Below are 26078 nucleotides of genomic sequence, written 5' to 3'. Positions count from 1 at the left end.
AGGTGCCCCATTTTGATTCAGATACTAGTAATCCAGTATGAAGCGAGCTTTATGCATTTGAATTTTTATGTTTCCAGAAGTATAGCAACTTCTTCCCTTTGTATCATTCCCCAATTGTATGGTAACAGGAACTACGCACATAAATAAAACTACTACTTTAAAAATTAAATGACGATAGCAATTACAGGAGCAACAGGTCAACTAGGTCAATTTGTTGTAAACAAGCTTAAAAAGGTTTCTGACGATAACATTGTTGCCCTTGTTCGTTCAATCCAAAAGGCTGCTAACATTGGTGTAGAAGCCAGAGAAGCAGACTACGACAAGCCTGAAACACTTACTGGTGCATTAGCAGGTGTAGATACCTTACTACTAATTTCTTCCGGAGGTGAAACTGGCAGACGTGTCGCTCAGCACCGCAATGTAATAGAAGCTGCAAAGCAGGCTGGTGTACAATGGATTGTTTATACCAGTGTACTTCATGCCGATACGTCAACACTTGCCCTTGCAGAAGACCATCGTTCAACGGAAGCTGACTTAAAGAATGCAGGTATTCCGGTTACTTTGCTGCGCAATGGCTGGTATACAGAAAATTATACTGGCGCTATTCCAGGTGCAATTGCTGGTGGTGCTTATATTGGTAGTGCAGGTGAGGGAAAAATATCTTCGGCAGCAAGGGCTGATTATGCTGATGCAGCCGTTGCTGTTTTAACTGGTCAGGGACACCAGGGAAAAATCTTTGAACTTGCCGGAGACGATGCATGGTCGCTCAGTGACCTGGCGGCTGAAATTTCACAGCAGACGGGTAAGGATATTCCCTATATAAATATGCCGGAAGCAGACTATGCCGCAGCCCTGGTATCCGTTGGTTTGCCAGAAGGATTTGCTCATGCGGTTGCCGGATGGGATGTAGCTGCCTCTGGAGGTGCTTTGTTTGATGACAGTCATCAGCTTTCCACATTAATTGGCCGACCAACTACATCTCTTTCAGCGACAATAACCGAAGCGCTACAAGCCGCCTCTGCGTATTAATATTCATTGTTATAAAAATTAAAGAAGCTGCCGAAGTAGCTACTTTAATTTTGGTTGAATCTATACAACCTGATTTGAAAATTTCTATTTAAAAATGGATGCAGTGGTAGGAACTTCCTTACCTGGTACTTCAGGTAATGGGCTGGTACTTAATTAAATAATATCAGTACTAGTGATTTCTTTTTTTGATTTCAAAATACAGGCTTTGAATTTAGATCCTAATAATGATATACTATACGGGCCATGTGTAGCCGTTCTTCGGCCTCCAGTAGTTCATTAAGCATAGTATTCTGGAGTTCTGATTGATCCTTGAACAGGGTGGGAAGAAGTTGTTTGTAATATTGTATCCCTGCCTGAAGGTTTCCCCAAAAACCTTGTAAGTATTTATACTGCTTATCCGTCAGGGTTGCTAATTCTTCTTCCTTTTTCTTATTCCAGTAGTCAATGTACATTTTCAGTTCATTAATAAACATGTGAGGACGGTACGTATTGTTCAGGGCGTTGAATCGTCCGTATATGTTATCTACCATCTCGTGGAGTTTGAAGATACCTGAGAAAAAAGCCAGATTAGGACCAGGACAGATGGAAACAGACCTGGTTGATGCCTTTTTACTGCCCCCCAGAAAAGGTATTGCCGAGTTGGCCAGACCATCGCACAGACACTCTTTGGCTAGTACTTTGGCTTCTTCAAGATGGTAGGTAAGTGCATCCAGATGCTGGCTCCTGAGCTGTTCCAGCTTTCGGCGCTGGTATTTACGGGATGCGGTGCAGATAGGTACCTCTGTAAACTCCGTATTTGATACCAGATGTTTTTTCAGGCAGGGACTACCGGGTTTCCCACGTTCAGCCCGCTGTATTTTCAGGAGCTCATTGGAGGAGTTGCGGAGGGTATTGAAAGGAACGCCCAGCGGAGAAACCGAACTAAGGTATAAGTCTTCTGCTTTAGCTGCTGCCAGTTGGGTAAGGGTTGGCTCATCTACAGTAGTGGCCTCTGGAACAAGTAGAAAAGGGGTACCCCAGCCGGCAGAAGTGGCTCCGTAATATTCCAGTAAAAATGAATGTTCGGCGGCGGTTCCAATTCCACCCTGAATGGTAATAGACTGTTCGGGTACTATCGTAGGAGCCTGCATTCCCTTTCGGACCAGTGCAGAGCTATACATACCGTATAGTTCTTGCTGGAGTGCTGCCCGGTTTTGCTTAAATTCTTCCAGTATAGGGCCTATGAGATATCCATCTGTAGCAAAAGCGTGGCCACCGCAGTTAAGTCCTGACTCTATTCTAAACTCTGACACCCACAGACCTTTCTTGGCTAGTGTCTTACTTTGAATCATTGCCGAACGATAGTCGCTGACCTTTATGATTATTTTCTTCCTTAAAGTACCATTCTGATCCGGGTAAAAGCAGGAGAAGTTTTCCAGGTAAGCGTACAGGCGCAGGTTCATTCCGGCCGAAAATATAATGGAGGAGCAGACAGTACTATTGGCATACCCCCGTAGTGCAGCCAGAGCGTCGGAGTACTCCTGCGGTAACGGTTCACCATTGTTGTCATAGTTGGTTTTATCTACCTTCGTCATAATATTGACGTCTATACTACCAGGGACTACCGCGTCACGAAGCTCCTCCCGAAGTTGCTGTTTTATGTCAGCGTCAGTGATTTGTAACATCTCTTCATACCGTTTACGGAGCGGAGACTCATCCGGGAGCATTTCAAAGTATCTGGTCAGATCGGAGGCAGGAGTAAAGTCCTGCTCCTTCATTACCGAGATCTGATGCCCTACCAGTTGATCAACCAGATTCAGGTACGCAGTCACACGTCTGGCCCGATAATCTTCCTCTTGTTCTGTTATGGGGGTAAAAGTCTTACCATACTTCTGGCTGTAGTGCTGGCGCATCTGCTCCAGTAGCCAGTCGTCGCAGAGTGACAGGACCGAAGAGATTCCGAAACGAGCCACTTTAAGTGGTGAATCAACAGAAAAGGCAAGACCCATTACAGGTATATGAAAGGAATGTGGAGTAGTACTAGACATGTTGGTTGGTATTATAAAACGTTACTAAAACATTAATTTGATCATTCATCCTGAAAGCCTGCACTTTTTAAATGTGACCGTAGTCCTTCACTACTAATCAGCCTGCTGATGAAAAAAGCTTTACCAGTTGGGTAGGTTAGATTTACCTATTTCATCACAGCCCCAAAGTAGGTTCTTGTCAATGAGTGCCTAAAACTCACACCAATTCCTCCGCAAAAAAATGAGGAAGATCAGTTAGGTCGATTTGGGATAGTTTTCTTTGGTGAAACAGGTAGAAAAGAACTCGCTGTAACAGCCGCTACAGGTTTTTGATAATGATAAATACACTGATGCAAATAATAAACCAGCCAAAGCAGGTCTTTAAGCGCTCGGTATAAACATACCTGGAGATATAGCTGCCAATAAAAATTCCGGAAATGGATAAGGCGGTGTATGGTAAGAGAACCGTCCACTGTATGGGTTGATTAGGCAGGTCACCTAGAGAACCAATCAGAGATTTGGCTATAATGATCAGGAGGTAAGTACCTATGGACGTTTTGATTGGCAATCGTGCCAGTAGTACCAACCGCTACCCTGTTTTCAGCTGCATATAACCGCTGAAAGTCTTCATCCAGAAACTTGTATTCAAACGGCAACCCTTCGTTATACTGCTTATATAAGTCTTCCAGTTGCGACAGGGTCTCACGCTCACGACCGGCGGCAATCTTGACAAGCATTTGATCAGCCCACTTCGTACGGTAGACAAAGCACACGGGCTTGACTTCCTCATAGAGAGATTCGAAGTGAAAATTCTTCGTAACACCCACAATCTGACGGCTGTCACCAAAGAACTGAATGGTCTTACCGACCGGATCTTTGAGTCCCATCGCATCAATGGCTGCCTGATTAAAAACGATGCTGGCGGTACTGTCTGAGCCAAACTGTGCAGATAGCATACGACCCTGAGATAGGTCAATACCTAGCAATTCGATCAGATCATAATTGACATAAAAGATGCCGAAGTTAATCTTTTGAACAGGTTGTTTGCCGGGCCAGTCGAAGGCACCCGCGCTGGAGTGACCGCCGACCATGTTGCCACCCATACTGGATGCTTTTATGACACCCGGCAGGTTTCTGGCCGCAGCCAGAAAAAGCTCGCTTTGTTGTTCCAGCCTGCCCTCCCGGCTGAAGGAAACGATATTATCTTTATTGAAACCCAGGTTCTTGCTCTGAATGTAATCAATCTGTCGTTGTACCACCAGTACCGATACGATCAGGATAATGGAGATTGAGAATTGTAACACGACGAGCCCTTGCCGCGCCCAGGCTTCACCGGTTGACGGAGCCAGTTTGCCCTTCAGTACTGTTACAGGCTTGAAACTGGATAAATACAGGGCGGGATAACTCCCGCCAACAGCCCGGTGAACAGCGTAATAGCGACAACAGATGCCAGCACACCGGGTTCCGGGCCAAGGACCAGTTGCTTTCCCGTTATCTGATTGAACTGCGGAAGTAACAGGGCAACCAGACCCAGCGCCAGCAACAGCGCCAAAATCGCCAATACCACAGATTCACCCAGAAACTGAGCCATGAGTGTCAGGCGGTTGGCACCGATGGCTTTCTTAACGCCAATCTCCTTGAGCCGTGTGACGGCTTTGGCCGTAGACAGGTTCATAAAGTTGATGGCGGCAATGACCAGAATAAACAACGCAACTATGGAAAACAACTTCACGTACGCAATGCGACCACCCGTCTGAACGCCTTGCTCGTACTGGTTGTAGAGGTACTGATCAGAATAACGTTTTAGGAACAGGTATCCCACCGATGAGAGGTGTTCCCGGCCCTTGGCGGCTTCATAGTTTACCCGTAAAAATTCGGTAATCTGATCATTAAACGCCTGGACATCGGCTCCCTCCTTAAGCAGCAGATACAGCTTAGGATTACTGCTACCCCAATTTTGAACATCATTAGCGTGTTGGTCGGCGTACAGTTGGAAAGGTAGCAGTATATCAAAATCAGCCGACGAGTGGCGGGTTGGTTTCTTAAAAACACCTGAAATGGTATACGGTCCGCTATATTTCTCATGATCCCATTGAATTGTTCTGCCGACAATATTATCGGTCGTATGAAACAGCTTTAGGGCCAGTTCATTAGATATAACTACTGAAAGTTTGTTGCTCAGAACTTGTGTTTTTTGGCCTTGCAGGAGCGGGTACGTTAATAGCGTCAGGAAGTTAGGAGTCACGTAGAGCCCTTTGGCCTTCAGGCGTATGTTGCCCACCGACAGTACCCCCTTGCCTCCGCCCGTAGTCAGGGCTGCGTCCTCGATTTGGGGGAACTTCTCTCGCATGGCTTTATTCAACGGTGTGGGTATTGATTGTTCCGTTAGGATGTCCCCATTACCGAGGTGAATCTTCTGCATTACCTGATAAAGCCGTCTGTCGTTCTCATTGAACTTGTCTACGCTTAGTTCGTCATAGACCCACAGGTAAATCAGCAGGGTACAGGCCAGTCCGGTTGACAAGCCCACGAGATTGATAAAAAAGGTAGTCTTAAACCGCTTGATGTTGCGGTAGGCCATTCGCAGGTAGTGTTGCAACATAGCAGTTGTAGGGATTAGGTTGACACGGTTTTGTCCTAATGAGGTAGGGGTAACCTGAAACATTGCATACGTATTCATCATTAAAATGTATAATTCTGATGAAAACCACCGCATGAACTAAGTTAAAACGAAAGCGTAGGATATAAGAGGACTATACTGATATAAGGCTTGCTCAAGGTAGTTAAACGATGTCCGTTACTGAACATCTTTTTGTCCGCTTTTGGACAGTACTCCAAGTCATTCATGTCAATAATAGGCCTTAACTAATCAAATAAGCTACATCGTCCATCTTGGCAAGCATTTGGTACACTTGCATGAAACTAGTCTATCCTGAAGAAGGTAACGCTGGTAGTGAGTTCAGGAGATGGTTCTGCTGACTGTGGCCATTCGTGTATATGACGCATCTGGAGATGCAGTGGTTGAAGAGACGGGCAGCAAATAGGCTGCTCTGTCAGTTAGTGCTGTTTGCTCGACTCTGTGCTATTCACTCTCAATGCATCACACCTCTTTTGTGAATGGAAAAAAATATGCAACTCCTTCTCACCCAATACTTTGACAGGTTAAATAAAACCTTACTCCTTAATCACTCATCCAAATACAATCAAAAAATGAAAACTATAGTACTTACCTTACTTCTGAGTACCTTCTTTGTAAGCGCTGCAACATGTCAGATAACATTACCAGCCGATGGTAATAAAAAAGCCTCCGTTTCAGAAGATATTGGCATTACTACTGTAAAAGTTAATTATTCCCGGCCCGCAGTTAACGGAAGAGAAGGCAAAATCTGGGGGCAGGTGGTTCAGTATGGTTTTGTTGACTTACACTACGGGACCAGCAAAGCTGCTCCCTGGCGGGCAGGTGCCAACGAAAATACTACCATTGAGTTCAGCACCCGGGTTATGATTGAAGGTAAGCCACTTGAAGCTGGAAAATATGGATTTTTCATTGCGATGGGCGAAGAAAAAGCCACCCTGGTTTTTTCTAAATTTAATACAGCCTGGGGGAGCTTTTATTATGATCCTAAAGACGATGCGTTGCGTGTTGAGGTGCCGGTACAAAAGGTGAATGAAAGCGTAGAAAGATTAAAATATGAGTTTAGCGATCAAACCAGAAATTCAGCGGTACTTTCTCTGCAATGGGAAAAAGTAAAAGTTCCCTTCACCATATCAGTTGATTTGCACCAGTTACAAGTCGAATCATTCAGAAGAGAGTTTAACTCAGGGATTTTCTACCGCTACTGGCAGAACATGCAAACTGCGGCCAACTATTGTCTGGTAAATAACATTAACCTGGAAGAAGCCCTAACCTGGGCAGACCGGTCGGTAAATACCTATTTTGGTGATGCCAATTTCCTTACTTTATCTACCTATGCGGGTTTATTGGAAAAAGTAAACAGGAAAAAAGAAGCAGACTCGCTGATGCAAAAAGCGCTTCCAATGGGGACATCGTTACAATTGTTGATGTATGGTAGCAATCTGAACAAAATGAAAAAGCATGAGGATGCATTCAAAATATTTAAAATAAACTACGATAAAAGTCCCAAGGAAAGCTATTCAAACTTAGGTATGGTAATGGGATATTACTTTTTAGATAATAAGATAGAGGCCATTAAATATGCTGAAAAGGGCAGGGAAACAGCTACTGACCCTAATTGGAAGAACTACTTTGTAACATTGATCACAGATATGAATGCAGGCAAAGAAGTATTTAAGTAATTAACTATTTATCAAACATATCGCTTCGTCGTCTAGTCCAATTGTGTGTTCAGTAATTTACCCCACCGAGGGGTAAATTACTGACTCGTATCTATTTCAAAAGCGGCTAGATTATTACATGAGTTGAAGAAATCAGTGCTATCTCGCTCACCTGGCTGATAGGCCGGACACTATCTTATTGGTTATTTGAATCAATTGACTCTGCGTTGACGGATCTGATTCGTTAGCAAGCAATACTATACCAAGTTTCTGTTCCGGATAAAAGACGACGTAACTGGTAAAGCCGAGCGTACCACCGGTGTGCCAGATTTCATGCCCACCTGTTGACGTTCGATCAATATGCCAATTGAGCCCTATTGTTCCTTGACGGTCTTTCACCGTTTTTTGATGAGTTAACTGAACAGTCTTGTTAGCTTCATTAAGCTGGAAACGAATGTATGCCAACATATCATTAGTCGATGATTTGAGACCACCTGAACTTTGTACATCTTTCATAGTCAGGTAGGGCATCAAGTTCCCTTTGCCATCGTACCCCTTGGCCATTTTGCCGGTGGATGTACCAGAGAATGTTGTTTGCTTTATGTGAAATGGCCTGCTGAAAGAAGCTTATCAACAAGAATGGTGAGTAAATGGAGCCCTGTTCCCATGAGACTGTAATCTCTACTAAATTGCGGTAATAAAATGAAGGTAGGTCCAGGATATTATTCTCAAATTTAGGTATTTTTAAACCAATGAATATTTCACCCTTTGACCTGTTTTTATTACTGGGAGGCCTGCAAGGGTTCATCCTGGCTGTACTGCTATGGGTTAATACCAAGGGAAGGCGTCTTTCAAACCGGTTATTAGCCGGGCTAATCGGACTAATGGCTCTGATGAGCTTCGCCGTGGGTATACCCGTTGCTAACCGAACGATAAGTCTGTTTCTGGACCTGTTCCCGGTTTTTAATGCGATGCTGCTGGGGCCCTTGCTCTTCCTCTACACCAAGTCACTTCTGGATCCGGAGTTCAGAATTGGCAAAGCCGAAAAGCGTCATTTCTTTCCCATCCTGATCGACTGGGGCGCACCCCTACTTGGCTGGACTTTTATGCTGGGACTACTCCTGAGCATGCACACCCGTGAGGAAGGGATCCGATGGGGGCACTGGATGGATCAATACAATACATACGTCGATATTCCGCGCTGGCTTTCGCTGGCTACATACTGGCTGCTGACCAGACAATGGATGAATAAACAGGTGGCTCGCCAGAATGCTTCCCACCAGCTCCTCCATGTCCGGTGGTTGAAACAATTTCTTAACGTGATGCTTGGGTTCCTGCTTATTTGGCTGTTGCATCTGGTGCCCTACATCATTCCGGCTACGGGGCTGACTGTTCTGGACCAGTGGGGGTGGTACCCTATTTACATTCCCCTTTCGGTACTTATTTACTGGCTGGGCCTGAAGGGCTATCTGCATGCGCGAAATAGTCCCTCTGCTGCCCTTTTAGTAGAAACTACCCCCAAAGCGACCAGTACCCAGCTACCGGCCGATACCGTAGAAGCAATCATTATGCGATTGAAAGAAGCTATGCAGGTAGATCACCTGTACCTGAATCCGGAATTAACGGTAGATAAAGTAGGCAAACACATACAGTTGCCTGCCAAAACCATTTCATTTGTGCTTAATCAGCATCTAAAGAAAAGCTTCAACACCTTTGTGAACGAATACCGGGTAGCTGCCGTCATAAAGCAGCTTAGCAATTCAGGAAGCGAACAGTTTACGATCGCGGGTATTGCCTTCTCCTGTGGCTTCAACTCCCAGGCTACCTTTCAGCGCACTTTTAGGCAACTCACGGGGATGTCGCCTACGGAGTACCTTTCCCGGCAGGCAAGTGTTTAGCTCCCGAATTTAGCAGCCAACTGCTAGCCCTTAGCCAAAGCAGCCCACTCTTTCTCCTATTTCTTCCCAAAAACTATGCTCAAATCCGGATTTGAGTACCGGGACATTTTCTAAGCGGCTTATTTTGCTACTCAATAGATTTAAATTTTAACCAGGTCTGGCAGGTACCCTTGTGGCAGTCCTATGAAGCATACCTCGTAGGTACTTTGGAAGAACTAAGCCTTTCCCCTGAATAAACCAACATTACCTTTTATACCATGAGCCGTTTCCTTGTTTCTTTGCTTTTCTTCCTGTCAGCCGTTCTCAGCTATGGGCAACCGTCTTCCACTCCTGCTGACAAGGATAGTTTAACCAATACACTGGATGCATACCTCTCTGCCGCCCACCGTGCCTATAAGTTTACGGGTACGGCGCTGGTGGCTAAAGGCAACAAGGTACTGCTGCACAAAGGATATGGGTACCGGAACTACGCCACCAAAGCCGCCAATAACACCACAACCCGGTTTCCTATTCTATCCATTACCAAATCCTTTACGGCTATGGTGATGCTCAAGCTCCAGGAGCAGGGTAAGCTGTCGCTGAAAGATAAACTGAGCAAGTACCTGCCTTCTTTTCCACACGGAGAAGCGGTTACACTGCACCACCTGATTACCCACTCTTCGGGTCTGTATAACTTTACCAATGATGTTGGCGAAGAAGATTCTCTGATTGTGTGCTACCCGATTCCACGGCAACGGGTACTGGACGTATTTCAGGGCAAGCCGCTGGATTTTAAACCCGGAACGAGATTCTCCTATAACAACTCCGGTTTTTTCCTGGCCGGGATGGTAATCGAAAAAGTGACGGGCAAACCCTACGAAGAGGTAGTTCGTGAAATGATCTTTCAGCCGCTGGGTATGAGCCGGTCCGGGTTTGATTTTATTAACCTGCCGGATTCCGTTCGGGCTCAGGGGTACCAGTTCTGGAGTGAGGAGCAGCTTAAACCCTACCGACACTACGATTCCACGATGGCCTATTCGGCCGGCTCCATTTACAGCACTACCCAGGATATGTTTAAGTGGGCAAGGGCCATCGCTACCAAACAGATTCTGGACGACGCCTCCTGGAAACAGGCCTTTCGGCGGCAGGAGGGCAACTATGGCTATGGTTTCTTTCTGGATCAGTTCTCAGGAAGGTCGTTCATCAAGCACACCGGGGGGTACCCTGGCTTTATGTCAGAGTTTGTGTACTACCCCAAAGAGGACGTAACCATTATTCTGCTCAATAACTATGGCAGTTATGACAACAGCCTCTGGCCTCTGGTTATGGGCTGTACCAATATCATGTTCGAGCAGCCTTATGACCTATGGATACCCCGTAAGCAGGTACAACTGGACGAAGCCATTTTAAAGCAATACACCGGTAACTTTGGGAGCCGAAAATCAAAGATTACCATTTTTCTGAAAGAGGGTGAACTCATTTCCAGACTCCGGGATGGGTATGAATTGCCGTTGCTGGCCGAAAACGAAACCGATTTTTATTTCTCCAACTTCAATACGCAGTTTCATTTCCTGAAGGACAGCAACGGTAATGTAACGAAAGTCATTATCCACGAGCACGGGCAAGACTTTGAACTTCCTAAATTAGAATAACAAGTACCTTCATTCTTTCTATTCAAATAACAACCAGTGAAGTACCCGAACAACTTTCCCGGTCAATGAAGCCAGCTACCATACGACTCAACATCATCAGATTAATGATTATGAGTCTGTAAGAATAGTTAACTATACACCCGTTTTAGTTTGATGTTTTGAATCGGGCGAATCACCAGAGGTACCTTCTCTACTTTTACTGAGCTGCTTTCCAGTCCAAACCACTTATCTTCGGAGGTAGTAATTCCTTTGATGGCAAAGTATGCCTTCATGACCAGCTGCTCGAAGAATGGCAGATCGTTTTCTACGGATAGGAAGCGCTCAAGTACTACAAAGCGGAAGTCCCCCGTGACATTATGTCGGCTCAGGGATTCATACCTACTGGTGATATCTACCTCACTGTTCTTGACCATATCTTCAATGACCCTTTTGAAGTAGAGGTTAATACGTTGCTCCACCCGAAAGCCCAGGCGGAAGGTAACTTTCACCACGTCATCTTCCTCGATTACATTTACCTTGTATTCCATGGTGTAAGGGTCATCGGTGGTTTCTACGTGAACAAACCAGTAGATATCTGCCCGCTTGGGACGCTTCTGAAAGATGGAGTAGATAATCTTACTTTCTATTTCTGATACCCGGGAGGCATTGGACATGAACACCAGGTGCGTCGTGTACTTGGGTATGCTGATGTCATTGCTCAGCTCCCGCATAGCGGGCAGGTAATCATCCAGTTTTACGTACTCCGTTAGCCGTAGCTTGATATAGAAGGCACGGAGCCAGACGATCATCAGGCTGGCAATCAAAGTGGCAATTACCAGTGATACCCATCCTCCGTGCGTGAATTTGAGCAGGTTGGCGGCCAGAAACGATAGTTCGATGGACAAGTAAAGGACCAGAAAGCCGATTACCCACCACAGATTTACACGATGTACATACAGGTAGTAGGCCATCAACAGAGTAGTCATGATCATGGTCAGGGTGATGGCCAGCCCGTAAGCCGCTTCCATATTTTCCGCTTTCTTGAAGTAAAGTACTACGCCTACACATCCTGCCCACAAGAGCCAGTTGATGCTTGGCACATACAGTTGCCCTTTCTGGACGCTTGGATAAACCAGCCGTACTTTGGGCCAGAAGTTCAGACGGATCGCTTCAGATATAAGTGTAAATGAACCACTGATCAGCGCCTGACTAGCAATGATGGTGGCTGAGGTGGCAATGACAATACCAGGTAATAACCACCATTGGGGCATTATCTCGTAAAAAGGCTTACGTCCATGCAAAAACTCGCCAGCATGTACAATCAGCCAAGCCCCCTGACCGAAGTAGTTCAGCAGCAGACACGTCTTCACCATGATCCAGCTCACACGGATATTACCCCGCCCGCAGTGGCCCAGGTCGGAGTAAAGAGCTTCGGCCCCGGTGGTACAAAGGAATACAGCCCCCAGCATCCAGAAGCCGCCGGGATGGTTGGCCAATAGCTGATAGCCGTAATAGGGGTTGATGGCTTTGAAGATCTCTGGATGGTAGATGATCTGGGAGACGCCTAATATGGCTAACATGAGAAACCAAACCATCATGATCGGTCCGAAAGCACCTCCTACGACTTTGGTACCAAAAGCCTGCACCAGAAATATAGCCGTCAATATAGCAATGACTATCGGAATGGTTTCAAGGGTAGGATACAGGATTTGTAAACCTTCAACAGCCGAAGAAATAGAGATGGGAGGGGTGATAATACCGTCAGCCAGTAGAGTACTTCCACCCAGTATAGCTGGTATGGTAAGCCATTTGGCATGGCGTCGTACCAGAGCATACAGTGCAAAGATACCTCCCTCTCCTCGGTTGTCCGCCTTCAGGATCAGGATGACGTATTTCACCGTAGTTTGAAGAGTAAGCGTCCAGAAAATGCAGGAAAGAGCACCATAGACTATTTCATCTGTAATCTTCTCCTCTCCCAGGATGGCTTGCATAACATAAAGTGGAGAAGTACCAATGTCGCCAAAAATGATACCTAGTGCTATCAGCAGGCCCGCTGCGGAGACTTTATCAGGGTGCTTATGATGATCCATGTGTACATAAAGAGAAAAATTGCGACGAAAGGTAAGTAACATTCTTAAAAAAGTACAAAGGAAGATGCATCTTTTTGTTCAGTGTACCATTCTGTTGTTACACCCTTAGCGATTCACATGCTATAAACGATATAGAAAATTTGCAAAACATAGTTTAGTATAAAATCATAATTATTATAAATAATGAAGATCAATCAGGTTTTCATCTAAATGAAATATAATGCCTTGAAGTAGTGCCTATTCACGTGTTACCATGGCAGCGGTCGAACCTCCTGAATCAGGAGCTGGAAGAGAATACATACTGCACCTAACCAACGAGAAAAATCAGAGAAAGGTCGAGTTCATATCGCAGTGGCGGAACACAGGAGAAGTTATCTGGAAAGGTGGCGTTATCGGGCAATTGGTCAGTTCCTCGAAGAGCTAAAATAGGGAGAAGTAAACCTGTGTAGGTTTTCTCTATGGCATCTGAGATAGAAAGGAACCTGATCAGCAAGAGCACCAGGGAGTTACTGACGTCTTATGGATGTAGTAAAATTAATTCTTTATGGTACTGATTCATTCTAGTGCATAAGGTATTAACCTTACTACTGTGCCAATAGCTGAAAAAAGCTATTTGAACCCCACACCTAGTGATGTACCAAACCACATAAGAGTCTTCTGATTATTATAATCAGGGCCCATAACCCAATTGGGTGCCCAATATAGGCGCCACATAATACCCGTACGTTTCGGCTGTACCCGTATGCCTACGTTAGCAACCCCATAGTTATAGTCATAATGGCTATACTTGCGGATAACATTATATTGATCTTCATGTGTATATCTGGTGTTGGCTACCACTATGCCCAGACCCGCTTCCAGTGCCACCGAACGCTCTGATGTTACATAGTTGATCAGGATGGGGCCCGAATAAGTAGTAGCAACACCTACCGTTACCGGTTTGGTAATACCAACGCGGACCCCCCAGCCCTTTAACCCCTTACGAAAACGCATGTCACAGTTGAGCGAATAGTAAAAGCCACTGCTGCCAAAAGCCTCCATATAAATGGCCTTAGCCCGGCGATCAGGTATAGTCGGTTTAGATATTCTAATACTATCAGTTTGGGCCAGAGCGCAATGTGGTAACGTCAGACCTAAATAAACTAAGAGCAGGTAGCCTGTTAACTTTTTCATTGACTTTACTCTAATCTCCTATAGAAGTACCTTATTGTATCCTGCGCTCCTCCAATTTCAGGGATATAGCCGGAGGTTTCCACCGTTGTGAGCCCTGGATTCCTCTTAATCTTGTGGAAACGCTTAATATCAGGCCAGTAGTTGATGGTTACCTCCATCCTGGCAGCGCTGCCGGTGGGGCCGGGTACTCGGGTATGATCATATGTCTTTATCAGGGTGTCGTTACGGTATACCTTGTCATAGTTTCCATTGCCGTCATTACCTGACTCTACGATTTCCTTATATCCTATCTGTGAACCGGTAAGCGTACGGGTAGGTGTAATCATTTTTTCCAATTCCCAACGGCCCTGTAGATGACGGGAAAAAGGGCCCCCTATATCTCGTATACTGTCTTTTTCGCACCCCTGGCACAGCAGTAGGGACAGAAGTGATAATTTCAAGATGGGTTTCATAGATAGACGGGTATTTAAATAGAGTTAAGGTGTTTAATAAAGCTCATCAGTGATATTGACTTCACCGTTAGCAGAGTAGGTAAATCTGCCAAAAGTTAGTTGTGAATGTATATACTTACGTACTACCTTCTGACTTCTCATCTGGTATGGCAGAAAAATCAGACTACATAAAAAAGTACCACCAGTAGCCTATCCAGTAGCCTATCTGGCTACTTTATCTTGATGAGATATCACACTAATCGTCATGCAAATAATGGGCCATATGACCTCAGAGTCAATACTGCATATACAGTATTTTAGGTAATGGTCGTAAATGAAAATCAGGACGAGACGATTTATTAGAAAAGGCTTTAGCTATACGTTTAACTCCTTCAAGGAGGTGGGCCTTCTTTACTTACTTTCTCTAATGCTTCATGCCACTATTTCCCAAACGCGCACTTTTTAACCCACTACTTTACATGCGTGAGATCACCCTTCTTGGTTATACCAAGGCCTTTTCGCGGGCAAGCCGTTGGTACTTCTCTACGACTGCCTCTTTCCCTGCCTGAAGTTCTTCCAGCAAGTCAGGGTTGACATCGGTGGGACAATGCTTGATACCCCACTGAATAAGCGCTACAATAATTGGGATTGTATCTACCCCTTTTTCAGTTAGGCGGTAGATAAACTTCGATTTCTTATCAGAGGCCACAGCCTTGGTTATTAGGCCCTGCGACTCTAGGACCGCCAGGCGATCGGCCAGAACGTTGGTCGCTATTTTTTCCGCTGATTGCAGGAATTCTCCGTAGGTAGACTTTCCCGCAAACACCATGTCCCGCAGAATGAGCAGGGTCCACCTATCCCCAAGCACGTCGAGCGATGTGCTGATGGGGCAAGTAGAACGCTGTTTTACTACTTTCATAAAAAAACAATTTTGATATTACTTGCAATATGCAAGTGAATTAGTTTACCTTTGAACTTGCAAATCGCAAGTAAATATACATGAATTTTTAACTCTTTCTACTATGATTTTAGTAACGGGAGCCACCGGTGGGTTAGGCCACCAAACTATCGATGCATTGCTCACTACCAATCCGGCCGCAGAAATCGCCGCTTTGGTGCGCGACGTCAGCAAAGCCACGGACCTCGTCCAGCGGGGCGTAGACGTCCGGAAAGCCGATTACTTTGACTATCCCGCGCTGGTACAAGCCTTTCAGGGCATCGATAAAGTGCTGCTGGTTTCTGCCGTGGCCTTTACTGATCGGGTGCGCCAGCACCTCAACGTCATCGACGCTGCCAGGGAAGCCGGGGTAAAGCACCTTTTTTATACCAGCATCCAGCGCAGCTCAAATTTTGTGCTGTCGGAGGTCACCGAAAGTGATCTGGCCACTGAAGCCTACCTCAAAGCGTCCGGATTGATCTATACCATTCTCAAAAACGGCTACTACTTTGAAGGTCTGGGGTACCTGATTGGAAGCGAGGTGCCGGACACGGAGATACGTTTTACGGCGGGAGAAGGCAAAATCGCTTTCATCAAGCGAACCGAACTGGCCGCTGCTACGGCCGCCCTGCTGACCAGCGAAGGGCATGACAACCAGGAGTACACCTTATCGGGGAGTGAAGCCTATTCGTTTCACGATATCGCCCGGGAACTATCCACCTTAGCGGGCCGGCCCATCGTTTACAAAAGCAGTGAGTTGGCGCCCTACATTGCCCATAAAGTAGCCTCAGGCTTCCCTGAAGTGGTCGCTAACTTCTTTGCCCAGTGGGGTGCCGCCACCAAACACGGTATGCTGGCCGGGACAGACAATACAGTCGAGCATCTGCTGGGCCGCAAGCCAACTTCGCTACGGGAGTACCTGAAAGCGACTTATTTCTCGGGTAGATGACCGTTTGTAGTGGCGGCCAATACCCATGCATCAATGCATCCAGGCCGGGCAAGTTGCTGCCCAACGGAGCTTACTTGCCCGGCCTGGCCCAGCAAGGGCAACTATACTCGTATATAAATCAATACAATAACACAGGGCTTTATGCGACCAAATGAAGACCTTTATTGGTGAACGCTTCTACGCAATAGAAAGCGGAAAAGAATGATATTTCTCAGGGAGAGGAGCTTTTATTGATATTAAAAATGTAAATAGTTGTTTAGCCTTGATCGAAATGATTTCGGAAAAGAAATAAACCTCCATGTATTGATATATAGTAGGATTTTCAAATACTACTCCATCGGGTGTACCTTCAACAACTTGTCCGGATTATAGAACACAGGATCTTTCTCTGTCGCAGCCCTTACCTGTTTTACTTTCTCAGGCGTGATGGCCGAAGCCTGGTTACCAAATGACTTACGTACATAGGTCAGTACCGAGGCTACCTCCTCATCGTTGAGCATGCTGCCAAAGGGGGTCATGGGTACCTGTCCGGCGTACTCTTTGCCATTGACCACGATCGGGCCCAGCAATCCTTTCAGTACCACTTTTATGAGCCGGTCTTCGTTGCCTGTCACCCACTTGGTACCCGCCAGCGGTGGGAAGCCCGAAGCCGACAGGCCCTGTCCGTCGGGTTGGTGGCAGGTGGCGCAGTGGCCGTCGCGGGCATAGATCTCTTTGCCTTTGGTGAAAAGTGCGAGTTCCTTCCCTTTCAGGTTCGATTCGGCTACTTTCTCGATTTTCTTGCGTACCAGTTGTCCGTTGAGGTGGGCTTCGGCGGTTTCATAGGCTTTGTCCATCCAGTCGTCCAGGGGCATTTTTTTAGCCTCGGCTAGTACGGCCAATCCTTTGTCCTTATCCAGCCAGGAAGCGGCTACAATGGCCTCCAGCCTCACCCGGCCGTGCTCATCGCGGGCCGCCTGCTTCAGCAGTTCGGTCTGGTCAGGTACCTGATGGCCGGTATAGCGTACTACCCGCACGGCGGCAGCCCGAGCGCGGGGATCTTTAGCTTTCAGCATCTGCCGGAGCAGCTTCTGGTCCACTTTATTCAGGCCCCAGGTAGTCCAGAGGGCCTCGAGCAGGTGGTGTTCGTAGCGGGGATCGTTTTTGTCCAGAGACGCTACCCACTTGTTGAGTTTGGGTAGTACTTCGCTCGCCTTATGGCCCCGTAGCTCCCGCTGCGTGCGGTAGCGGGTACGGTACTCGGGTAGCTTTAGGTTTTCCAGCAATTGCTCCACGCTGGCCCCGGCTACTTTGGCGGGAGTCACCAGCGGGCGGGAAGGATAGGTGATCCGGTAGATCCGGCCGTGCACGTGGTCGCGCAGGGGATCACGGGCATTGTGCTGCATGTGGCCGATCAGGATGTTGTGCCAGTCTATGAAATAGAGTGAGCCGTCGGGAGCAAACTCCATGTCGACCGGACGGAAGTTGCGGTCTTCGCCCTTTACCAGGTCCATCACAAAATTACTCTTGTAGCCCGTACCATCATCTTTGAGGGTATGCATTTTCATACCCAGAAATCCAATGGTATTGTTGATAAGGAAATTGCCCTGTACCTCGTCGGGGAAGTGACGGCTGGATACGAATTCCAGACCTGATGTAGGCCGTACCCGCTGCTTATCTTCAATTAGTTGTTTTGATTTGTCAGTAGACTCGCCGTACATCGGCTTTACGGTACCCGGCATCAGCCAGCGCACATCAGGGCTTGAGGTTTCGGCAAATATAGGCTGACCCCACTCATCGAAGGCGATTCCCCAGGGATTGGGTATGGCCAGCTGAGCCGTACGTTCCAGATGGCGACGCTGGGGATTGTAGCGGTAGAACCCGCCGTTGGTGGCCCGTACGGTACCGTAAGGTGTTTCGACGTTGGTATGCAGAAATACTCCTTCTCCCATATATATGGCTCCCGAAGGATCAGCTACATATGCACTGATTTCATGGTGCGTATCGTGGTCATCAAAGCCACTAAGGATAATTTCCTGCCTGTCGGCCTTGTCATCCCCGTTGGTGTCGGTGTACAACATCAGATTGGTGCCCTGCGATACGTACACACCCTCGGGTGTAATTTCGAAACCTACCGGTACGTGCAGACCATCCTTGAAAATAGTTTGCTTATCGGCTTTGCCGTCATTATTGGTATCTTCAAAAATAATGATTTTATCATCGGGCATTGAGTCGCCCGGCTTGAAGTGCGGGTAACTGGGCATGGTTACTACCCACAGGCGTCCCTTATTATCGAAGGTCATCTGTACGGGGTTGGCCAGATCAGGAAACTCCTTCTCCGACGCGAACAGCTCGATCTTGTATCCCGGAGGGGCTTTCAGTTTGCTAAGGGCTTCTTCGCCGTAGAGGTAGGTAAGGCTACCGTTTGCTTCCGGATTAAAGTTGGTCTTGACGGGTGGTAAGGTCCGGGTCCTTTTGTCAGCGGCAGCCAGGTCAAATTTTTGCCCTTCCATATCACTGGCGGCTACCCAGATGGCCGTATCACGATTAGCGGTCATTTGCCTGATCTTTTCTATCTCGTAGGGGTAGTTGTCTGGACCAAACGGGTTAAACCGACGTCCCCAGGCGTGCACTCCGTTGGGAATTTTGTAGTCGTTGTGCCAGTACCAGTTTTTATCCATCACAGCTTTATAAACCACCTGGCGGTCTACTTTGGCTTTGGGAGCTTCCTTGCCAAATAGCTGATCGGCCAGCAGCACGGCCAGCTTCTGGTATCCTTTATCGTTAAGTTGCAAGCCGTCAATGGTCAGGGGCTCGGCACTGGATGCGTACCAGCTTTTGGAAGGAGTAAAGGCATCAACGAAAAGTACATTGTGCTTTTCGGCCACTTCTTTCATGGCTTTGGTGTATAGCGCCAGATTTTCATTCCACTTTTTGCCATTCGGTACATCCATTCGAGCCGACAGATCCTCAAAAGCAATGGGCGAAACCAGGGCGAGTTTAGGAGCGGTGGTGCCATTGTACTTCTGTGCGAGCGTGTGCTTAATGAAAGCTTCTAATTCAGCCTTGTAGTTGTCCAGTCCGGCTGGTCCCTGAAATGACTCGCTGTATCCGAAGAAGCCTACGATAATATCTGCTTTGAGGCGAGTTAGCCATTCGTCGTCCGACGGGAACTGTCCCTGGCTATCCGATGGATTGGCGTATTCGGTCTGGAACTTTTCGGCACCCGGAAATGCCCAGGGCGAGTTACGGGCGGAGCGGGGACGGAACCCGGGCGTATCGCCGGGATCGCACATGTTCCGGATAAAGAGCTGGCTGTCGGGATAGCGAACCTGCATTTCCGTTTCAAAATGACCGAAATTCAGCATTCTGGAACATAGGTTACCGCCCAGCAAAAAGATTCGGGACCCCTGGTTAACATCCAGCGTATCCGAAAAGCTGAATTGAAAAGCAGAAATGCTGATCAGCGTCATTACAAGACCTATGAGTAATCCATAGAGACTTGTTTTTAGGGGTCTAGCCATGGGAGAAAAGAAGAATGCTGTTTACCTTTTTGTATGAGAAAATTCTTTGATATCAGGCTACATACCGGATAGTAGTACTGGTCTCCGGTCGGGAATAAGACGATATTATTTAACAATTCCCCGATAGGGTACATTGATATCCATTTTGCCCTTCCATTTTTTGGGTACGGGCTTATCCAGCAACCAGTGTACGGCATTGATCGTCATGCGTTGCATACCTTCCTGCTGAAAATCTTCGGGGTGACCCAGGGTTGTAAAGAATACTTTGGCTCCTTCCTTGTTTTTCCAGGTCCAGGCTACGGGATTTTCGATGGCAGCCTTGTCCGGATTTACGGAAGTACCCATCAGAAGTACAGTAGCATCTTTGGGTGGATAGTCGGGCCTGACCCGGTACAGCCACGAGGCCGCGTGAAATTTGGGATTTACTCCGGTGAGGACGGGGTGTTTGGCCGCTGCTTCTACGACCGCTACATCGGTAGTACTGTTGTGCCCGTAATGCGTATGGCCGGCTTTTCCCCAGCCGGGAGGCGTTCCAAAGGCCCGCTCCCCAAAGGCATTCCATACCTCTGATTCGTGCCCAGCGGGGTAATTGAAGGCGTGGCTTGACGTACGGAAGCCCATGACAGGTTTGCCGGACTTAAGATACTCGTCAATGTACTTGAGCTGGTCGGGGGGGAGCTGCCGCCACCGCAAAAAGAATACCGCCAGGTCAGCATCGCGCAGGGCCTCCAGACCAGGGATGTCCTTTTCGGCATTCTGGTCGGGGTAGGACTTAAGTACTATGACTCGGAAACCGTAGTTTTTTTCCAGCTCTGCCGCCAACAGAGGCAGCGTTTGTTCGCCGCCGTACTCGTGGTCACCGGCGACAAAAACGACGAGAGGTTTTTTGGGTTGTAGAGTGGGAGCCTGGTAGGTAAAAGCAGTAAGCAAGCCGATACCAGTCAGCACCAGCAACCCGAAGAGAGACCGTCGTTGTATTTTGGTTATCCTGTTCATTAAGCCCAAAGTAGAGTTAGGTGTAGATAGTACTGGTTTTTAGAGTCACCTTTTGAAGCAGAAAATGGTGGTTAGCAATGGCAATTAACAACAAAATCTCCAAATTGTACAACCATTCTTTAGGAATAGTAATACCCATCTTCCTTTTCCCTTACTTCCTTTTCGAATGTTATAGTACTACTGGCATGAGAGCAACTACAAATAGCCCAGCGACTTTAAGAATCGATCCGTCTGCTGAACCGTTTCGTTGTAGTAAGTTTGATTCCGGTGATTAAAGAAACCGTGCTCTATATGCAAAAGCATAAAAGCGGTTCCCTTTTTCATCAGCAACGGGGTTGGGTGAAGCAACTGTGGAAGTAGGGGTCAACTAATTCATAAGGGCCGGATATATGATTGAGAGTGGAATGAAAATAAGCTCTACAACAATAAAGATAGCCACCCAGATTTTAGCCCGTCTGCTAAGTGGTGGTGCTTGCCTTAGCACACGAAAACCAAATGGAACCAACGCTATGCATAGGCCAAGGATTCCCACTGCCCGTATTTCAGTACCCTTTAATGTTCCAAATGGAACCATGACCATCATGCCCAGTGCGATTGCTTTAAATAAGCTAAGAGTGCGAGAACGATAGGATGCGATGGCTATGCAAATCCATCCTAACATGATATAACCATTTAAATACCGGAAAACGTGAAATGCCCGATAGGAATCAGAAACTGCCTTAGTTGCTAATTCAAGATTCTGGACATTCACCAGTTGAAAGGCCATATGATCGATACCAGCATGAAAGGTACGTGTAAAAAGGCCTGTTAAGACCAACACACCAGCCCAATTAGCCCATACACGATTCCACTTCCCAATAACCGCCACTAAAAACAGAATGCCAAAACACAGGATAACATTACCGAGTGAATAAAGACTGTAAGCGGCTGTGATCAATGCGGGGTGGTTTTCAAATGCAGCTAATTGTTGGGGGAAAAAGAAATGAAACTGAATGCGGAGAAGTGCACCGGTAAGGATCAGTAGTGGACCTAAAATGAGACTTACACCACCAATCCAAGGACCAGGAAAGGCTGAATGTTCATTCAGTGGAGCAAGGTATTCAGTATCAGAGGACTCAGAAGGCTGTAGACGGAATGTCATAGGATGAGATCTGGTGTATAGCTTAAAGTTAGTATCACCTTCAATACCTACGTAACATTTAGGATAAGTGGAATAATTAATATGTAAATGGCTCACTTACACCTAAAAGGTACATTTATACAAATCTTGCCGCATTAGTGTATATGTTCGAATATACAAAGACTTGATAGACTTTTACAATTACAGGCATATTACTACCCGTTAGTTTTGAGCTATAAAAACCTGTATAGTCATTATTTATGAAACGCTTCTATTTTTATTCTGCGATTATTGTTTCCTTTTTCATGCTTTCATCTATGCAAAAGCCGGATGAATGGGTGTCATTACTTGACAAAGATCTGACTCAATGGGAACGGTACTTGAGTTATCGCCATAGTACAAAGTATAATGGAAGTGTACCAAAAGATGATTTAGGAAATCCTATTGAGCCCATAGGTTATAATAAAGATGAGAGCCATGTGTTTTCAATAATTAATGAGCAGTCTGGTCCAGTATTACGGGTAAGTGGCGAAGTTTACGGGTGTCTATTTACCCGTCAATCTTACGAAAATTATCATCTGAAACTTCAGGTAAAATGGGGTAAGGATAAGTATGTACCCCGTAAAGATAAATTGCGTGATTCGGGTATTCTTTATCATTCTATTGGTGAAGCAGGGAAGGAATATTGGCGCTCATGGATGCTTTCTCAAGAATTCCAGATAATGGAAGGGCACATGGGTGATTTCTGGTGTCAAGCTAATTCATCCATTGATATACGTGCATTCCAGTCAGAAGGGACCATGAATTGTGTGGCTGATCAAAAGCAGCCCTTCAGACAGTTTAAAAGCGGTAGTGATTTTTACTGTGTTCGCTCGGGCAATTACGAAAGCCCTGTCGGAGACTGGACTACCTTAGAACTTATCTGTTTTGAAGGAAAGAGTATTCATATCGTCAATGGACATGTAGTTATGGTCTTAAAAAACTCTCGTTACATCCAGCCGGATGGAAAAGAGGTACCAATGACCAGTGGAAAAATTCAATTGCAAAGCGAGGCGGCCGAGGTGTTTTATCGTGATATCCGTATCAAAAAGCTAAATGCGTTGCCTAAGGAATATGCGCAACTGTTCTAATAGTAACAGGATACTATTATCACATTAAAGATCCATCACTATCTGTTTTTGATTGAAAGAGTCTGGTTAATTAATCAGGCCATTCACGATTTCGCCAGGATTATGCTTTCGTATTAAGTTAAAAAGCAGGATATTGTATCCCACTGAGAAATGCGGGAAGGCCCCTGCTATCTGTTCCGTGAACTGTTTGGTCATCTCTTCGCAGTTAAGTCGCTACAAAGGTGCCTCAATTCTCAGCATTATCCATTTCTCAAGAGGCACAAAACACATGCAAAACCTCACGACTGGGCAATTTTACGGGCAAACGAATGAAACCATTCGGCTGGGGGGCATTACCCTAACAGAAACGGAGTACACGCAGGAGAAGGTAGACTGGCATTACCACGAGAATGCGTATTTTACATTTATCCTGGAGGGGCAGGTGGTGGAAGGCAACAAAAAAGAGATATACCACTGTGGAGCAGGTAGTTTGCTGTTTCATAACTGGCAGGAAGCCCATTACAATATAAAGCCACCGGGTTTTACCCGTGGCTTTCATATAGAGTTGGAGCACACATGGTTTAAAGCGCTTGATATTAATTTTGAGGCAGTAGAAGGCAGCTTACAACTTCAAAATCCGGAGCTGAAACTACTACTATATAGAATATTCAGGGAAACCAAAATCAACGATACCACTAGTTCTCTGGCCATTCAGACCCTGCTGCTGGAAACCTTAGGCCGACTGGCACAGGCACAGGAAACCATGGCCCGACAATTACCGACCTGGGTTCCCAAAATACGAGATATGTTGCACGATACCTCCTCTGAAAGCTGGAATCTGCAAGCCTTAGCCCAAACCTTAGATATACATCCAGTTCACCTGTCGCGCGATTTTTCTAAGTACTTTAACTGCACCCTTGGCGAATACATCCGCCGGATCAAAATTCAAAAATCGCTGGCTTTGCTGCCCGATAGAAGCTTATCTTTAACTGATATAGCCTACGCCTGTGGCTTTGCTGACCAGAGCCACTTCATTCGCTGCTTTAAAAACCTGAACGCTACTACGCCCTTCCACTTCCGAAACCTTTTCGATAGCCATAGGCCATGTTAATTCTGTTCTATTTTTCCAGATAGCGGGTCTCTACCTTTGAGCCTCATAAACGGACCTAAGAGGCTTAATATTATGAAGAATATTCTGATAATCGCTGTTTTGTTAATAGCCTGCACCTCAAACGGGTGGAGTCAATTACAAAATTCTGTACAACCTGCTGGCACTACGTCAGCCTTACACCAAGCCAATAGGGGTCGTATAACTTTCTTTGCGCAAGATATACCGGAAGAAGCGCTAAAAGGAGCCGACTTCCTTACTTCTTACGAGTTTACGAACCGGAGCCAGTTGTTTATGGCAGCTTTTATGGAAAAGCCACTAATGCAAAATTTGTCAGCTTTGGCTCCTGGTAAGTCAGTCGAAGAATTAGCTAACATCGGGAGTTACCAATTTTCTTTTTATGTAGATGAGGCGCTTATTTATGTTTGCGACCTGCCCCCTAATAATATCGAAAACGACTTAAAACATACCCAAACCCTCCTGAAAGAACCTTTCATTGCCTGGCCGCGGCAGCGCCGGTATGGGGAATCAATCTGGAATTTGTTTCTCCGAAACGGCGGCCAGCAAGCCCTTACCGACGGTAAGCACCGCCTTAGAATTGAAATTCGTCCTTTTATTATAGAGCCGGAACTGATAAGAGGAGATATAGTCGCAGAAGGTCAGCTGGCGATGGACGTAAAGCTCGACCCGGAAATTGATATTTCTACCATTTCTCTGAATACCGTTCAGCCTTATGGTGACTTAATGGTATCAATGGAGAAACTGGATGTAAACAAACTAAAAGAGCTAAAAGGAAAAATTAATGAGTATGTGTTTAAGGATATAACCAGTGTAGTTGTACTCAAAAACGGTAAAATACTGCTGGAAGAGTATTTTAACAACGCTAATCGGAACACCCTGCACGATGTACGCTCAGTAGGGAAATCGTTTGCTTCTACCGCGGCCGGCTTAGCTATGGAAGATGGTTATTTGAAAAACGAAAACCAGCGATTAGACGAATTTTATAACCTGAAAGTGTTTTCGAACTATGCTGATAAGAAAGAAGAAGTGACCCTTAAAGATCTGCTCACCATGAGTTCGGTATTTGCGGGCAATGACGATCAACGGGAGTCGGCTGGAAACGAAGAGCGTATGTACCCAAAGCCGGACTGGGTGAAGTTTGCCATGGACTTACCAATAGATACCGCTAAAGCCAAAGGGGAATGGCAGTATTTTACCGCCGGAGTGGTAGTGCTGGGAGATATTATTGATAAAAGAGTACCGGGTGGTTTAGAAAAATATGCCGATGCTAAACTCTTCAAACCACTAGGCATAACGAACTACAAGTGGCAGTACACCCCGCAAAAGGTAGCTAATACAGCCGGAGGTATCCGGATGAATGCCCTGGATTTTGCCAAATACGGGCAGCTCTACAAAAATGACGGCCAGTGGAATGGTAAACAAGTATTACCTAAAGAGTGGGTACAAAAAACTTTCACTAAGCATAAGGTTATTCCGGGCCGGACCGGTGAATATTACGGCTACTTGTTCTGGAACAAGAAGTATAACATACAAGGCCAGGAGTACGAAACCTTCTACTGTGCCGGTAATGGTGGTAATAAAATTTATGTTTTCAAAGATCAGCCACTGGTGGTGGTAGTTACGGCCACCGCGTATGGTACCCCCTACGGCCACGCCCAGGTAGATAAGATGATGACTGACTATATTCTGCCGGCTGTACTGCTAAATGACAACAAATAACCTTCATTTGTGTCTCATTCTAGTATAAATATAATGTTTAAAAGTATCTCTTGCTGGTTACCCTTTTGATAAATCACTTTGAA

General features: G+C 46.1%; 21 protein-coding genes. 8 read left to right on the top strand and 13 right to left on the bottom strand.

Features of this window, described 5'->3' with window-relative positions:
* Nucleotides 1-168 precede the first annotated feature (168 nt).
* Complete coding sequence (locus tag JUB14_RS18515) at nt 169-1029, top strand: SDR family oxidoreductase (RefSeq protein WP_207508257.1); 861 nt, start codon at nt 169-171, stop codon at nt 1027-1029.
* A 218-nt stretch (nt 1030-1247) separates the two neighbouring features.
* Here JUB14_RS18515 and JUB14_RS18510 read toward each other — a convergent pair whose 3' ends face one another.
* From JUB14_RS18510 to JUB14_RS18495, 4 genes are all read right to left on the bottom strand, one after another.
* Nucleotides 1248-3056 (bottom strand): nitronate monooxygenase family protein, encoded by a 1809-nt coding sequence (locus tag JUB14_RS18510; protein WP_207508255.1) that lies wholly within the window; start codon nt 3054-3056, stop codon nt 1248-1250.
* Between the two features lie 298 nt (nt 3057-3354).
* The gene (locus JUB14_RS18505; protein WP_229368007.1) at nt 3355-3603 is read right to left on the bottom strand and encodes a sulfite exporter TauE/SafE family protein; all 249 of its coding nucleotides are present in this window, start codon (nt 3601-3603) and stop codon (nt 3355-3357) included.
* Nucleotides 3530-4339, bottom strand: coding sequence for an ABC transporter permease (locus JUB14_RS18500; RefSeq protein ID WP_207508252.1), 810 nt, complete (start codon nt 4337-4339; stop codon nt 3530-3532). The genes JUB14_RS18505 and JUB14_RS18500 overlap by 74 nt, the downstream gene beginning before the upstream one ends.
* 62 nt (nt 4340-4401) lie before the next feature.
* Nucleotides 4402-5637, bottom strand: coding sequence for an ABC transporter permease (locus JUB14_RS18495; protein ID WP_207508250.1), 1236 nt, complete (start codon nt 5635-5637; stop codon nt 4402-4404).
* A 515-nt stretch (nt 5638-6152) separates the two neighbouring features.
* Here JUB14_RS18495 and JUB14_RS18490 point away from each other — a divergent pair.
* The gene (locus tag JUB14_RS18490; protein WP_207508248.1) at nt 6153-7352 is read left to right on the top strand and encodes a DUF2911 domain-containing protein; all 1200 of its coding nucleotides are present in this window, start codon (nt 6153-6155) and stop codon (nt 7350-7352) included.
* 147 nt (nt 7353-7499) lie between these two features.
* Here JUB14_RS18490 and JUB14_RS18485 read toward each other — a convergent pair whose 3' ends face one another.
* On the bottom strand, nt 7500-7895 hold the full coding sequence (locus tag JUB14_RS18485; protein ID WP_262897619.1) for a serine hydrolase: 396 nt from the start codon (nt 7893-7895) through the stop codon (nt 7500-7502).
* Nucleotides 7896-8083: 188 nt separating this feature from the next.
* Between JUB14_RS18485 and JUB14_RS18480 the strand changes: the two genes are divergently transcribed.
* Nucleotides 8084-9229, top strand: a complete 1146-nt coding sequence (locus tag JUB14_RS18480) for a helix-turn-helix domain-containing protein (protein ID WP_207508246.1) — start codon at nt 8084-8086, stop codon at nt 9227-9229.
* A gap of 257 nt (nt 9230-9486) precedes the next feature.
* On the top strand, nt 9487-10860 hold the full coding sequence (locus tag JUB14_RS18475; RefSeq protein ID WP_207508245.1) for a serine hydrolase domain-containing protein: 1374 nt from the start codon (nt 9487-9489) through the stop codon (nt 10858-10860).
* Between the two features lie 128 nt (nt 10861-10988).
* On the opposite strand, the gene JUB14_RS18470 is transcribed toward JUB14_RS18475, so the two are convergent.
* From JUB14_RS18470 to JUB14_RS18455, 4 genes are all read right to left on the bottom strand, one after another.
* Nucleotides 10989-12929 (bottom strand): KUP/HAK/KT family potassium transporter, encoded by a 1941-nt coding sequence (locus JUB14_RS18470; RefSeq protein ID WP_207508521.1) that lies wholly within the window; start codon nt 12927-12929, stop codon nt 10989-10991.
* Nucleotides 12930-13538: 609 nt separating this feature from the next.
* Nucleotides 13539-14102, bottom strand: coding sequence for a hypothetical protein (locus JUB14_RS18465; RefSeq protein ID WP_207508244.1), 564 nt, complete (start codon nt 14100-14102; stop codon nt 13539-13541).
* Between the two features lie 5 nt (nt 14103-14107).
* Nucleotides 14108-14554, bottom strand: coding sequence for a hypothetical protein (locus tag JUB14_RS18460; protein ID WP_207508243.1), 447 nt, complete (start codon nt 14552-14554; stop codon nt 14108-14110).
* A 481-nt stretch (nt 14555-15035) separates the two neighbouring features.
* The gene (locus JUB14_RS18455; protein ID WP_207508242.1) at nt 15036-15452 is read right to left on the bottom strand and encodes a winged helix-turn-helix transcriptional regulator; all 417 of its coding nucleotides are present in this window, start codon (nt 15450-15452) and stop codon (nt 15036-15038) included.
* A gap of 103 nt (nt 15453-15555) precedes the next feature.
* Between JUB14_RS18455 and JUB14_RS18450 the strand changes: the two genes are divergently transcribed.
* Entirely contained in the window at nt 15556-16419 is an 864-nt protein-coding gene (locus JUB14_RS18450; protein WP_207508240.1) for an SDR family oxidoreductase, read from the top strand.
* A 329-nt stretch (nt 16420-16748) separates the two neighbouring features.
* Here the strand turns inward: JUB14_RS18450 and JUB14_RS18445 are convergent, their stop codons facing one another.
* The 4 genes from JUB14_RS18445 to JUB14_RS18435 form a co-directional block, all read right to left on the bottom strand.
* Nucleotides 16749-19922: a PVC-type heme-binding CxxCH protein gene (locus JUB14_RS18445; protein ID WP_207508238.1), complete on the bottom strand. Its 3174-nt coding sequence runs from the start codon at nt 19920-19922 to the stop codon at nt 16749-16751.
* 105 nt (nt 19923-20027) lie between these two features.
* Entirely contained in the window at nt 20028-20918 is an 891-nt protein-coding gene (locus JUB14_RS18440) for a ThuA domain-containing protein (protein ID WP_207508236.1), read from the bottom strand.
* Between the two features lie 195 nt (nt 20919-21113).
* Nucleotides 21114-21242, bottom strand: coding sequence for a hypothetical protein (locus tag JUB14_RS27915; RefSeq protein WP_262897618.1), 129 nt, complete (start codon nt 21240-21242; stop codon nt 21114-21116).
* Nucleotides 21243-21285: 43 nt separating this feature from the next.
* On the bottom strand, nt 21286-22059 hold the full coding sequence (locus JUB14_RS18435) for a hypothetical protein (protein ID WP_207508234.1): 774 nt from the start codon (nt 22057-22059) through the stop codon (nt 21286-21288).
* A 239-nt stretch (nt 22060-22298) separates the two neighbouring features.
* On the opposite strand from JUB14_RS18435, the gene JUB14_RS18430 reads away from it, so the two are divergent.
* From JUB14_RS18430 to JUB14_RS18420, 3 genes are all read left to right on the top strand, one after another.
* Nucleotides 22299-23168: a 3-keto-disaccharide hydrolase gene (locus JUB14_RS18430; protein ID WP_207508233.1), complete on the top strand. Its 870-nt coding sequence runs from the start codon at nt 22299-22301 to the stop codon at nt 23166-23168.
* Nucleotides 23169-23436: 268 nt separating this feature from the next.
* Nucleotides 23437-24258, top strand: coding sequence for a helix-turn-helix transcriptional regulator (locus JUB14_RS18425; RefSeq protein ID WP_207508232.1), 822 nt, complete (start codon nt 23437-23439; stop codon nt 24256-24258).
* A gap of 303 nt (nt 24259-24561) precedes the next feature.
* Entirely contained in the window at nt 24562-25995 is a 1434-nt protein-coding gene (locus JUB14_RS18420) for a serine hydrolase domain-containing protein (RefSeq protein ID WP_207508231.1), read from the top strand.
* Nucleotides 25996-26078 lie beyond the last annotated feature (83 nt).

The sequence above is a fragment of the Telluribacter humicola genome, assembly GCF_017355935.1.
Taxonomy (GTDB): domain Bacteria; phylum Bacteroidota; class Bacteroidia; order Cytophagales; family Spirosomataceae; genus Telluribacter; species Telluribacter humicola.
The sequence above is the reverse complement of the archived record's forward strand: the minus strand, read 5'-3'. Positions and strand labels throughout refer to the sequence as shown.